9 protein-coding genes are annotated in these 13,056 nt (G+C 54.4%); 1 reads left to right on the forward strand and 8 read right to left on the reverse strand.

Annotated elements, in window-relative coordinates; all coding sequences use genetic code 11:
* Window positions 1-722: 722 nt before the first annotated feature.
* Window positions 723-2,372, forward strand: coding sequence for an alpha/beta hydrolase (locus K1718_RS15255; RefSeq protein WP_265681758.1), 1,650 nt, complete (start codon window positions 723-725; stop codon window positions 2,370-2,372).
* 20 nt (window positions 2,373-2,392) lie between these two features.
* Here K1718_RS15255 and K1718_RS15260 read toward each other — a convergent pair whose 3' ends face one another.
* The 8 genes from K1718_RS15260 to xdhA all read right to left on the reverse strand — a co-directional run bounded on the left by K1718_RS15260 (window position 2,393) and on the right by xdhA (window position 13,053).
* A complete protein-coding gene (locus tag K1718_RS15260) occupies window positions 2,393-3,334 on the reverse strand; it encodes a patatin-like phospholipase family protein (RefSeq protein ID WP_265681756.1) in 942 nt (313 codons plus the stop codon).
* 142 nt (window positions 3,335-3,476) lie between these two features.
* Window positions 3,477-4,541 carry a BMP family ABC transporter substrate-binding protein gene (locus K1718_RS15265; RefSeq protein ID WP_152501737.1) on the reverse strand — a complete coding sequence of 355 codons (1,065 nt, stop codon included), beginning with the start codon at window positions 4,539-4,541 and terminating at the stop codon, window positions 3,477-3,479.
* 97 nt (window positions 4,542-4,638) lie between these two features.
* On the reverse strand, window positions 4,639-5,553 hold the full coding sequence (locus tag K1718_RS15270) for an ABC transporter permease (RefSeq protein ID WP_152501738.1): 915 nt from the start codon (window positions 5,551-5,553) through the stop codon (window positions 4,639-4,641).
* Window positions 5,546-6,634 carry an ABC transporter permease gene (locus K1718_RS15275; RefSeq protein WP_152501739.1) on the reverse strand — a complete coding sequence of 363 codons (1,089 nt, stop codon included), beginning with the start codon at window positions 6,632-6,634 and terminating at the stop codon, window positions 5,546-5,548. Before K1718_RS15275 ends, K1718_RS15270 begins: the two co-directional genes overlap by 8 nt.
* Window positions 6,634-8,181, reverse strand: a complete 1,548-nt coding sequence (locus K1718_RS15280) for an ABC transporter ATP-binding protein (protein ID WP_265682556.1) — start codon at window positions 8,179-8,181, stop codon at window positions 6,634-6,636. The genes K1718_RS15275 and K1718_RS15280 overlap by 1 nt, the downstream gene beginning before the upstream one ends.
* Window positions 8,182-8,241: 60 nt before the next feature.
* Window positions 8,242-9,249: a xanthine dehydrogenase accessory protein XdhC gene (gene xdhC / locus K1718_RS15285; protein WP_265681752.1), complete on the reverse strand. Its 1,008-nt coding sequence runs from the start codon at window positions 9,247-9,249 to the stop codon at window positions 8,242-8,244.
* Entirely contained in the window at window positions 9,249-11,585 is a 2,337-nt protein-coding gene (gene xdhB, locus K1718_RS15290) for a xanthine dehydrogenase molybdopterin binding subunit (RefSeq protein WP_265681750.1), read from the reverse strand. Before xdhB ends, xdhC begins: the two co-directional genes overlap by 1 nt.
* Window positions 11,569-13,053, reverse strand: a complete 1,485-nt coding sequence (gene xdhA / locus K1718_RS15295; protein WP_265681748.1) for a xanthine dehydrogenase small subunit — start codon at window positions 13,051-13,053, stop codon at window positions 11,569-11,571. Before xdhA ends, xdhB begins: the two co-directional genes overlap by 17 nt.
* Window positions 13,054-13,056: the final 3 nt, after the last annotated feature.

Below are 13,056 nucleotides of genomic sequence, written 5' to 3' on the forward strand. Positions count from 1 at the left end.
GTATGAACTGTTGACGGTTCAGCAGTCCGAAGTTCTGGTCGCTGGTATTGAGCGGGCTTGGGCGATCAGATGGTCTCTCCAGCGTCCCTCTGGTATCGCGGAAACGATTGTTCTTGGTTTGGGCGAACAATAACAGGCAAAGAACAACCAAACACAGAACAAGTACGAGATAAGTCGACGAGGTGGCCACTAAACTGGCCAAAAACGATAGCAGTGCAACAACAAGGCACAGCCAAGTGCCCCAACGTTCCAAAAAAGCAAACATACCGCTCGGTTCATCCGCATGGTCAATTGAGCATTTCCGATCAGTCGGAAGTGCGCGGTTGATATCGCCGGTTGAAAGTCGATTGTCGGACTAACCGGCGCCCCCCGGTTGGTCTCAAAAGTCTGCTCAGCCCGATCTAAAAATGCGGGTCTGTGAGTTTCTTGTCTTCTGCTGCCTTTTCACCATTAGAAGGGTCCCGATACCCGACGCAGCATAGATGGCAGCTGTTGAAGTTTAGCGTTGCGCATTGGAGAATAGTCGCAAGCGTCACGGATGCATCAATAGAGAGTAGAACCGTTAAAGCCGTCTAAATTGCAAGCTTGGAAACCTAACAGTTTTTGGTTGAAAATCGAGCTGATTTTCCCTCCTCGTCTTGCAAGGCCCTGACTGAAATAAGATTTTCGTTCGTTATCTGATCAGAAGAAAAAGTTTTTGATAATTTTTTGGAGCGGCACTCATGAAAGTCTGGGAGATAGCAAAGGCAGGATGGTCAGCTTTTGCTCTGGTGCTAGCTGTCAGTTTCTTTGGGGCAGCCCTGACCCCTTCCCTGATGCCAAGAGACCCATTGGTTCAGGCTGCGCTTTGTGGTGTCGCGGCGGTTCTTGGGTATGAAACAGTGCTCCTGGTTCGCACTTTGTGGCGCTATCTGGAGTTGCCGGAATTCGGCGGAAGATTGGCTGCTTGGTGGAATTGGGCTGCACTTGCTTCAAGCCTCGCCATCATCGCATTTTCTCTGACCAGGGCAGCAAGTTGGCAGGATGCGACGCGTGCGGCCGTCGGTATGATGCCCCTGGAAAGTGCGGCACCTGTCTATATTTTTCTTGTGGGCTCTATGATCGGCCTAGGCTTGTGGCTGCTGTTTCGGATGGCCGGCGCGCTTCGCCATTTTGTCGCTTTGCAATTGGAACGAATGGTACCGCGCCGTCTAGGTGTGGTGTTGTCAGTCGGGATTGTTGGTTGGCTTTTGTGGGCGTTGGTCGATGGAGCTTTGGTCAGGAATCTCTTCAAGGCTGCTGATGCGTCTTTTCTTGCTGCCGACATTCTGATGGAACCAGATGTTGTTCAACCCGAAGACCCTTTGAAAACCGGCAGTTCTGCTTCGCTGATCAAATGGGACGAAATCGGGCGACGTGGACGACAGTTTATCGCTACTGCCCCCACGGTCCAGGAGATCTCAGAGTTTCAGAAAGGACCCGTCATTGATCCCATTCGGGTTTATGTTGGACGCAGATCTGCCGACACAGCGGAAGACCGCGCTAAGCTTGCACTGGAGGAGATGATCCGTGTCGGAGGGTTCGAGCGGGCGGTGCTGGTGGTTATGGTGCCGGTCGGGACTGGTTGGATGGATCCTGGGGCCCAGGACACTTTGGACTTCATACTTGCCGGCAATGTGGCCACCGTCGCCGTTCAATATTCCTACCTTTCCAGCATGCTGGCGCTTGTTGCACATCCAGATGACGGCGTTGATCAGGCTCGGGCCTTGTTCAATGCCATTTACGATCACTGGACAACATTGCCCAAGGATCAGCGGCCCAAGTTCTATGTGCACGGCCTTAGTCAGGGAGCCTTCAATTCGCAGGCGACCTTACCTCTGCTGGATATGCTCGGTGACCCAATCCAGGGCACATTCTGGGCAGGGTCTCCCTTCTTTTCCAGATACTGGGCTGAAGTGAGAGATCAACGAAACCCCGGAAGCCCGGCCTGGCGGCCCAACTATGGCAACGGCTCATTGATCCGTGTCATGAACCAGTATGGTGGCCTCGAGGGCGACTACCTGCCTTGGGGACCGGTCAGAGCAGTGTTCTTGAATTACGGCAGCGATCCGATCGTCAATTTCACTTTTGACAGCGCTATTCGCGCACCTGCCTGGCTTGCGGAACCGAGGGCCCCGGATGTTTCAGACAAGCTTTCCTGGTTCCCGATTGTCACCATGTTGCAGTTGGTGCTCGATTCCATGTTTGCGCTCGATATCGAAAGATATGGCCACTACTACGTCGCCCCGGATTATATCGACGGATGGGCCGCAGTCCTTGAACCGGAAGGTTGGACACAAGGCCGGGCAGAAGAACTCAAGGAAGTCTTTTCTCGCCGCCCTGCCCCATTCTAAAGGTGGTTTCTTGTATGTTTTTATTGGGCATTGAGCAGCGCAGACAATCCACGTTTGAAGTCCTCTTTGGCTGGTTCTGCTGCCTGTAACAAGTCTTCGATCTTGAAAAAATCCATGGTCTTGAATCGACCTATCGGTGGTTCGATCAACACATCAGGCTTCGAACAAGCCAACTTTGCCGCGACCAAAGAGTGAAGAGTGATCGAAAAGGACCCGATCCAGGTTTCAAGGCCACTCGGCAATCCTTTGCCTTGATCGAACTCACTGCCAGTGACGTCTATTGCAACGGTGTGATAACCGTCTGTTTGCAACACATCAAATGGGGTCGGGTTTACGAACCCGCCATCTATCAGAACTCTCCCATTGATTTCGACGGGCGTTAGCAACATCGGCAATGCTGAGGACGCAGCAATTGCCGGAAGCAACTCGCCTTCGCTCAATACGACTTGAGACTGGGTATAGAAATCTGTCGCGATGATCTTCAATGGAAATTGGAGATCCGAAAAGTTTGAGGCAAGTCCGGCAGGAAACACAGTCTCGAAGAGCACGATCGGATCAATGATGGCGGGGCGAACGACATTGAACAAAGAAGTCCAGGTTCGTCCGTCGTTCAAGAACAGTTTCTGAAACAGCTGGGTCTTGCGGGTGAAAAGGTCGACTGTGATTTCCCTGACTTCCTTGCCGCTCATTCCGCTGGCATAAAAGCCACCCAGGATCGCACCCATGGATGTACCAGCAATCTCGACGGGTTGAACGCCAAGTTCATCCATCGCTTCTAGGATTGGAATATGGGCAAAAGCTTTGGCTGCACCTCCGCCCAAAGCCAATGCAAAGCCTTCGGTCTTGCGATTGGTCTCGTTTACCAATTGTGACGAACTGTCCGCTTTGACCGGCTTGATGCCCGTTAGCGTGCCGGTTCCTGCCGAAACGGCAGCTAGCATCAAATCTCGTCTCTGGATCATGAGGTCACCGGTTGCTTATTAGCTGTCTGAACGTGCGTAGCAGACGCTATTCTTACGGCAACAGCGTGCCGAGATACCGGAGAAGGTCAATTGTTTTTTGAAAACGGGCCGGAAGATCCCCTCCGGCCCGATCTCTGTTATCTTACTGAGGCAGTTTGTCGTCGATACCCTGGACATACCAGTTCATGCCTAGGATCGCGCCGTCGTCCAGCCTGACGCCGTCCTCAGCTGCGACGCTGCCATCCTGCTTGGTGATTGGGCCTGTAAATGGTTCCCAACCGTCCTTGATTTTCGCCTCTGTGGCTTTGGCCATTTCGACGACATCTGCTGGAAGGTTTGTGTAAGGCGCCATTACGACGTGCCCTTCCGCCAGACCTTCCCAGGAGCTGCCGCTTTCCCACTTGCCGTCAAGAACGTCTTGCACGCGGTGAATGTAGTAAGGTGCCCAGTCATCGATGATGGCGGTGTATTGCGCATCCTTGGCGAAGTTGACCATGTCGGACGCCTGACCGAAACCGTGCACGCCGCGTTCCTGAGCCACTTGAAGTGGAGCTGTGGAATCTGTGTGTTGGGTGATGATATCGGCACCCTGGTCGATCAGTGCTTTTGCCGCATCGGCTTCCTTGCCCGGGTCAAACCAGGTGTTCACCCAAACCACTTTCAGTTTGAAGTCCGGATTGACGGACTGAGCACCCAGCAGGAACGCATTTATGCCAGACACGACTTCAGGGATTGGGAACGAAGCGATATAGCCTGCAACACCCGACTTGGATTGCTTGGCGGCGATCTGACCAATGATGTAGCGGCCCTGGTGGAACTTTGAATTGTAGGTCGCCACGTTGTCGGCGGTTTTGTAGCCGGTCGCGTGCTCGAATTTCACGTCCGGGAATTTCTTGGCCACTTTGATGGTTGGGTTCATGTAGCCGAAGGAGGTCGTGAAGATGACGTTGCAGCCTTCCCGCGCGAAACGCTCGATTGCGCGTTCTGCATCAGGGCCTTCCGGCACACTTTCAAGATACGCGGTTTCGACCTTGTCTCCGAAGTGTTCTTCCACGGCCAACCGGCCCTGATCGTGCTGGTAGGACCAGCCAAAATCACCGACTGGACCGACATAGATGAAGCACGCCTTGACGTCGGCCGCTTGAGCCGCTGAGCCGGCTGCGGCAAAGGCAAGGGCTGCCACGGTTGCTTTCAATAGAGACTTCATGTGGTTCATTCCCCTCTTGTTTGATCTCTCTGTTTTGCGATCTTGTTGATTGAATCGGGTTCCGATCGCGTTGGATCCCTGAGACCGGAAGGCGAAGCTACCGGTCTGGAACGAATGGTTTGCCCAGACAAGCCGGGGTGTTCACAAGTGTCAGTCTGCGGTTTGCGGAAATGAGCACAAGCACCAAAATAGTCGCAAGATAAGGCAAGCTGGAAAGAAGCTGGGACGGGATGTCCAGCTCAACAGCCTGCGCGTGAAGGTTAAGCACGCTCACAGCTCCAAATAGATATGCGCCGACGACCACACGCAGGGGCAGCCAGGATGAGAAAACAACCAGTGCCAAAGCTATCCAGCCCCTGCCCGCTGTCATGTTTTCAACCCATTGCGGTGTGTAGGCAAGCGACATATAGGCTCCGGCAAGACCCGCACATGCACCGCCGAAAAGCACGGCGGCAAATCGGATGCGAATGACGGAGTAACCAAGGGCATGGGCGGAGCCGTGGTTGTCACCAACGGCACGCAGAACCAAGCCGAGCCTTGTCCGAAACAGGAAGTAGGCAACAGCCGCAACCAGTGCGAAACTGAGATAGACAATCGCGTCCTGCTGAAAAAAGACCGGTCCGATAAAGGGTATGTCCGAAAGGACCGGAATATAGAGTTCCGGTATTTTCAATCCCGGAACGCCGATAAAAGCTTCACCGATCATTCCTGAAAATCCGATGCCGAGAATGGTCAGTGCCAGGCCTGTCGCAACCTGATTGGTGACCAGCACAAGCACCAGAAAGCCGAATAGCGCGGACATGGCCATGCCGGCACCAACCGCCGCAACCACACCCAGAAAACCTGAACCTGTCTGGTTTGCGACGGCGAACCCGACGACAGCTCCCATGATCATCATGCCTTCAACGCCAAGATTGAGGACACCAGATCTTTCCACGACCAATTCACCAAGTGCAGCGATCAAAAGCGGTGTTGCGGCGGTGATGACTGTCAGAAGAACGGCTTCAAACATGGGACGCCTCCCCTTGTGAACCATGACGGGAGACGAAGCGGATCCGATAGAGAATAAGCGTGTCGCATGCAAGAACGAAGAACAACAGCAACCCCTGGATAACGCTTGCTATTTCATTGGTCACTCCCATGGCAGACTGAACGCCTTCTCCGCCGATATAGGAGAGCGCCAAAACAAATCCGGCAATGATGATCCCGATGGGATTCAAACGGCCCAGAAAAGCGACGATGATCGCCGTAAACCCATATCCGGGTGAAATGGACGGCAGCAACTGGTTCAAGGCACCTGACACTTCCATCGTGCCAGCGAGACCTGCGAGTGCTCCGGCCAGAGCAAAGGAAAAGAGCGTCAACCCTTTGGCCGAAAAGCCCGCGAAACTGCCCGCACGCGGGCTTTCGCCCATGACGCGTATTTCAAAGCCCTTTAGCGTTTTTGCCAGGACTATTGCCAAGATGATGGCAATCAGGATGGTGATCGGTGCCGACAGGCTCATGGCGCCACCGAAGACTTCTGGCAACGTCGCCGCGTCGGAGAAAATCCTGGATTCAGGAAAGTTATACCCGTCAGGATCACGCCAGGGTCCGCGCACCAGATAGTCGAGCACAAGGCTTGCGACATAGACGAGCATCAGGCTGGTGAGAATTTCGTTCGTATTGAAGCGCGTTTTCAAGAGAGCTGGAACAAGTGCCCAGAGAGCCCCGCCTATAGCACCGAATATGAGCATAAGCGGCAAGGTTGCTGCATTCTCGAACGAAGGAAAGAGCACTGGCAGAATAGAGCCGAACAGAGCTCCAATCACGAACTGCCCCTCTGCCCCGATATTCCAATTGTTGGACAGATAGCAGACTGAAAGTCCACAGGCGATCAGGATAAGTGGCGTTGCCTTGTCGATCGTGGCCTCAAATGACCATTGCTGGGTCAAGGGTTCAATAAAGAATTTATAAAGACCAACCAATGGGTTGTGACCGGAAATTGAGAAAATGATTCCAGCAGCCAATGCAGTCAGCGCTACTGCGATGAGTGGTGACAGCATCGCCATCATCTGGCTGTGCTCTTTGCGTTTGACCAATTCAATACGCATCAGGCCACCTCCCCATGGGTTTCTGCACCACCGGCCATCAGAAGTCCGACCCGCTCACGGGTCATGTCCTCAGCCGGTTCTGCTTCAGACAAGAAGCCTCTGGAGATCACAGCAATCCGATCCGCAATTTCAAAGATTTCATCAAGATCCTGGCTGATGACGAGGACAGCGGATCCCTCACGGGCCAGATCGATAAGCGCCTGTCGAATGAGTGCGGCTGCTCCGGCGTCCACCCCCCATGTAGGCTGATTGACGACAAGAACACCGGGTTTGCGGTCAAGCTCGCGACCCACTACAAATTTCTGAAGGTTGCCGCCGGAAAGAGAGCGCGCTTCGGGGTCGTCATGCGACATACGGACATCGAAATTCTGTTTGATCCGCTTTTCCATGTCTCCGGCTTGGGCATTCGAGACGAAACCATTGCCAACCAATTTGTCTCCTGTCGAATGCCTTGTCAGAACGATGTTCTGTGACAACTTCATTCCTGGGACAGCGCCATGGCCCAGCCGTTCTTCGGGGACGAAGGCGGCGTTCTGCCGCCGCCGCCAGGTGATGTTTTTTTTGCCGCAAGCCTGCCCATCGATCTGCACCATCGAGGCTTCAACCGGCATTTCACCTGAAATCGCGTCAAAGAGTTCTCCCTGACCGTTTCCGGCAACACCGGCAATCGCAACCACCTCACCTGCCCTTAAATCAAGAGAGATGCTGTTGAGCGCTGTGGCAAAAGGTGTTGCTGCCTTTGCGGATAGGTCGTTCAGTCCCAAGCGTACGTCACCGACTTGTGGCTTCTGCTCGCTAGCGCTGACCGACGCAACGTCTGCGCCCACCATCATGCTTGCAAGGGATGCAGGTGTTTCTTTTGTTGGGTCGCACTCGCGCACAACCTGGCCGTGGCGCAGAATAGTCGCGTGATGGCAGATGCGCTTTACTTCCTCCAGGCGGTGGCTGATGTAAAGGACCGCACAGCCTTCGTTTGCCAGACGATCAAGCGTCAAGAAAAGCTGGTCAGCTTCTTGAGGTGTCAACACGGATGTTGGTTCATCCATGATAATGAGCTGTGGTTCCTGAAGAAGGCAGCGGACGATCTCAATCCGTTGACGAATTCCGACCGGAAGGTCGGCAACAATGTCGGCCGGATTGAGTGGCAGCCCATAATCCCGGGACACGCTTTCAATCCGCTTGGCAAGTTCGGTCATTCGACCCGGGTTCGGCAATGCGAGCGCAATGTTTTCAACGACACTCAAGGCTTCAAATAGCGAAAAGTGTTGGAACACCATGCCAATACCCAGTTCGCGTGCCGCGGCCGGGTTGCCGATGTTGACCGGAGATCCTTGCCACAGAATGTCTCCGCTGTCAGGTTCCAATGACCCGTAGAACATCTTGACGAGTGTCGATTTGCCGGCTCCGTTTTCGCCGAGCAATGCGTGGATTTCACCCTTGTTTATGACAAGGTCCACGCGGTCATTGGCAAGGATATCGCCGAACCGTTTGGTAAGCCCACGAGCGTCCAGCAAAGTGTCCTTTCCGGATCTCGGTTGCTGAACCATGTTGCTGCCATTCTGTGAAAGGCTGTTATCTGACACGCTGTCCCCCAGGCGAATGCCGCTTTATTGACCATGTGGTATATTTTGTGCAAGCCCCCCGCCTGCACCGGCCTGTTGATGAAGTGCCTCATCCCGTTCCAAAAGGTCTGCGGCGATACCGGCAGCGATGATAGCGGGTGCTTTGGACCTGATGGTCGAGCTGCCTATCGGGCAAACCATGTGCGAAATCAGCGTCGGGGCGATCCCTCTGGATTTTAGCCTTTTCTGAAACCGCATTTTCTTGGTTCTGGATCCGATAACACCGCAATAACCGAAACGTTGATGAAGCAAGGCACGTGCCATGATCTCTTCATCAAGCGCGTGCGAGTACGTCATTGCCAGCACAAACGCACCATCCTTGGCATTTTCCAGTGCCATTGCCGGATCAGTCATGGAGATTTTGCGGACATTTGGCGGAACAGCGCCCGGGAATTGATCCGGACGGCTGTCAATCCATGAAACGTCGAAGGGCAGCGGTGCAAGCGCCAGCACCAGAGCCTTTCCAACGTGGCCTGCGCCGAAGAGCACAACAGGACGTCGAGCCTGCCCAAAGACCTCTACAAGCTGCTGGCTGCCATCCGAGACCGTTTCAATGGTAAAAGGAAACTCAGGCGATGAGCTCGATATCCGCCGTTCTCCAACAATCTTGTCATGCAGAGTTGCGCAGGTCGCAAACGTTCCGAGCACGGCTTCTTGTGAAGAAAGCTCTTCCGCCAATTTCAAGCTTTCTTTGGTCAGAACCTCAATCGTGATCTGTGCGCGGCCACCGCAGCATTGTCCCAGATCAGGTCCTAGAGAAACGTTTTGCTGCCGGAAAACGGCTAGTCCTTCCCGAGCTGCCATGGCCGCATTGCGGATTGTCTCGAACTCGAGTGTGCCCCCACCAATTGTTCCTGAAAACCTCATATTCGGAGCAACAACCATTCTTGCCCCTGCTTCCCTTGGTGCGGAACCTTCAACACGGGACACTGTAACGAGAGCACAGGCATCGCCTTCTTTCAGCAAACTGGCAATGTGTGCCCAGGTTTTCATCAAGTTGCCCTTCTCCGGCGCATGTCCTGGACGGCTTTCATGATCGCTTCCGGCGTCGCGGGGGCATCGAGCGTCGGCACTTCTCCCGGATTGAGACTGGCAACCGCATCCGTGATCGCACAGAAAACCGCATTTGCCAGCATTACAGGCGGTTCTCCAACCGCTTTTGAACGGTATACGGTCGCCTGAGGATTGCCCGACCCTTCATAGAGGTTGACTGTAAAGTCTTCTGGAATGTCTGAAGCCGTTGGTATCTTGTAGGTGGATGGTGCATGAGTTCGAAGGCGACCAGCCTCATCCCAGATCAGCTCCTCCGTGGTCAGCCATCCCATGCCCTGCACGAAACCACCTTCAATCTGCCCAAGGTCGATGGCCGGGTTGAGAGAGTGGCCGACATCGTGAAGAATATCGACCCGGTCCACGGTCATTTCACCAGTCATCGTGTCGATGGTGACTTCGGCACATGCTCCACCAAAGGCAAAATAGTAGAATGGACGGCCTGTTGCGCTGTCTCTGTCCCAAGTGATCCCGGGCGTTGCATAAAAGCCCGCATGAGACATCTGGATCCGCGCCATATGTGCCTGCTTGGCGATCTCTGCCAATGTAAAGCTTTGCTCGCCGATCAGAACCTTGTTGTCTCCGAAATGTATCGCCTCTTCACCGCACTGATGTTGTTCGCACAGAAATGTGGTGAGCCGGTTCCTGATTTCTTTGGCCGCCAGTTTTGCAGCCATTGCATTGAGATCCGTTCCCGATGACGCTGCCGTTGGACCGGTGTTGGGAACCTTGGATGTGTTGGTTGCCGTGATGTGAACCTTATCGAGAGTGACACCAAATTCTTCGGCAACTACCTGAGCCACCTTTTGATAAAGGCCCTGACCCATTTCCGTGCCACCATGGTTCAGATGGATTGAACCGTCGGTATACAGATGCACCAAGGCTCCGGCTTGGTTGAGGTGCTTGAGCGTAAATGAAATGCCGAATTTGACGGGCGTCAGTGCCAGGCCCTTCTTTAGGACCGCGTTTTCTGCATTGAATGCCGTAATCGCTTCCCGACGATCCCAGTAACTGGAACTTTCTTCCAGCTGCGCAATGAGATCATGCATGACCTCGTATTCTTCAACCGGCATGCCAAAAGGCGTCAAGTTTTGCTCACCGTCGTAGAAATTCAGCTTTCGAATTTCCAAGGGATCTTTTCCGACACTGATCGCGATGGCATCGATCATGCGCTCCGCTGCCAGCATGCCTTGTGGACCGCCGAAGCCGCGAAAAGCCGTATTGGAGCATGTGTCTGTGCGGAGTCGGCGTGACCGGATCTGAGCGTCGGGGTAGAAGTAGCTCGAATCCGCGTGAAACAGTGTGCGGTCGTTTACACCAAGCGACAGGTCGACCGAATAGCCGCAGCGGGACAAAAACTCCATTTCAACGGCCCGGATCTTACCGGTGCCATCATGCCCGACTTTCCAATCAACCCGGAAATCGTGTCGTTTCCCGGTCATGATCATGTCGTCGTCCCGGTCAAGCCGAAGCTTGCAGGACTTTCCGGTTATCTGAGCAGCGATTGACGCGAGCGCCGCCCATTGGTTGGCCTGAGACTCCTTGCCACCAAAGCCACCACCCATGCGGCGCACCTCTGCGGTGATACGCGCATCCGGCACGCCAAGAACCTTGGCCACCGTGTGCTGGATTTCGGTCGGGTGCTGCGTGGATGAATAGACCAGCATGCCACCGTCTTCTTGTGGCTGTGCCATCGCCACCTGGCCTTCCAGATAGAAATGTTCCTGGCCGCCAATGCGCATGGATCCGTCCAGAAGCGACGTTGACGCCGTCATGCCTGTTTCCGGGGACCCTCTCCGAAACTGATAGTCCGGCAAGACGGTGGTGTCGGCGTCTTCGGCATCTTCCACCGTCAGAATTGGTGTGATCGGCGAGATATCGATCTTGGCCAGAAGTGCTGCTCTGCGTGCAGCTTCCCGTGTTTCAGCCACAACGGCAAAAATGACCTGCCCAAAGAACAAGACCTCACCCGATGCGAGAACGGGATCATCGCCAAATGCGGATGAGCAGTCGTTTGTTCCAGGAACATCCTCCGCCGTCAAAACGGCAACAACACCGGGTGCGTTTCGAACATCTTCCAGGTCAATCGACTGGATACGGCCCCGTGTTGCTCTTCTTTCCCATCCCGGAACGACATGAAGCGTTCCGACAGGTTCTGCCATGTCGTCGATATAAGTGGCTGTACCTGAGACGTGCTTCTCGGCACTGTCATGCGGTAAAGCCTTGCGAACCTGTTTCAGCGGCAGCTCATGGGTGGTCTGGTCAAGCGGCGCGGTCATGGCCAGCCTCCCGCCTTGCTAGAACGCGAATGTCTTCCGGTGCAGTGCCGCTGACTTCCATGAGCGCCTTTGCCAGCAGTGCTCTTGCGGTCTCCATCCGATATTCAGAGCTGGCCCTCATGTCGGTCAGGGGCGTAAAGTCAGACAATAGCGATTGCATTGCTGTACCCCAGGTGGACGGATCTTCAAGAGAAACTCCCACAAGAGCGGCTTCAGTTTCAAACGCTCTTTTGGGCGTGCCCGCCATCCCGCCATAGGCGACGCGTGCTTCAATGATCGTGGCATCCGGAGCAACCGTAAATCTGAATGCTCCCATGACAGAAGAGATGTCCTGATCGAACCTTTTGGAAATCTTGTAGCAACGGAATGCCTGATTGGCCGAAAGGCGCGGTACGAAGAGACCTGTTACAAATTCTCCAGGCCGCCGGTCCTGCTTGCCGTAGTCGATGAAGAAATCTTCCAACGGCAGTGCCCGCGAGCCTTCCGCTGAGTGAAGTTCCAGCGTGGTTCCGAGCGCTATCAAGGCAGGCGGGGTGTCGCCGATCGGAGATCCATTTGCAATGTTTCCACCAACGGTGCCGGAGGCGCGCACTTGTTTGGAGCCAATTCTTCTCCAGAGCTCGGCAAGATTTGGTGAAAGGGCGTTCATCGCACTTTCAGTCGCCTGATAGGTGGCTGTTGCTCCAATCAGAACGCCTGAAGGGCTTTCCTCGACCCGATCGAGACCTTCAATCCGTCCAAGCCAGATCATTTTCTTCAGGTCACGCAGCTGCTTGGTTATCCAAAGGCCGACGTCGGTCGCACCGGACACAAGCGTTGCATCCGGATGCTGGCCGAACAGTGCGGCGAGCCCGTCAAGCGTTGCAGGCGATGAAAAAAACTTGTTGCTGTCGCCCAAGAAAACATCGCGGCTGTCAGCAAGCATCTGGAGACTTTCGCGTGTTTGCTTAGACCGCCAGGTAAACGCATCGTCCGCCGCCTCGAAACAAGCTTCAAGGGCAGCGTCGATGATCGGTCGATACCCAGTACAGCGGCATAGATTTCCTGCCAGCCATTCCGTAACAGTTTTGCGCGACTTGTGCTCCCCCTCCGCATGGTAGAGCGTGAAGAGCGTCATGATAAAACCGGGCGTACAGAAGCCGCATTGCGATCCATGCAAGTCGACCATGGCTCTTTGGACCGGATGCAAACGTTTGTCTTCGATCAGGTCTTCGACGGTAACAAGTTCCGCACCGTCGATCATTCCCAGCAGCTGAATACAGCTGTTGACGGGTTGGTAGACAATGCGTCCACCCTGCAGCCGACCGAGAGCCACGGTACAGGCACCACAATCCCCTTCTCCGCAACCCTCTTTGGTACCGGTTTCCATGCGCCGCAGACGTAGATAATCCAAAAGTGTCTCGCTCGGCCCGACATTGGAAAGTTCGACGACTTGTCCACCTTTCAAGAAGCGAATGGTGTCACGCATGGT

The sequence above is a fragment of the Roseibium porphyridii genome (assembly GCF_026191725.2).
Lineage (GTDB): Bacteria > Pseudomonadota > Alphaproteobacteria > Rhizobiales > Stappiaceae > Roseibium > Roseibium porphyridii.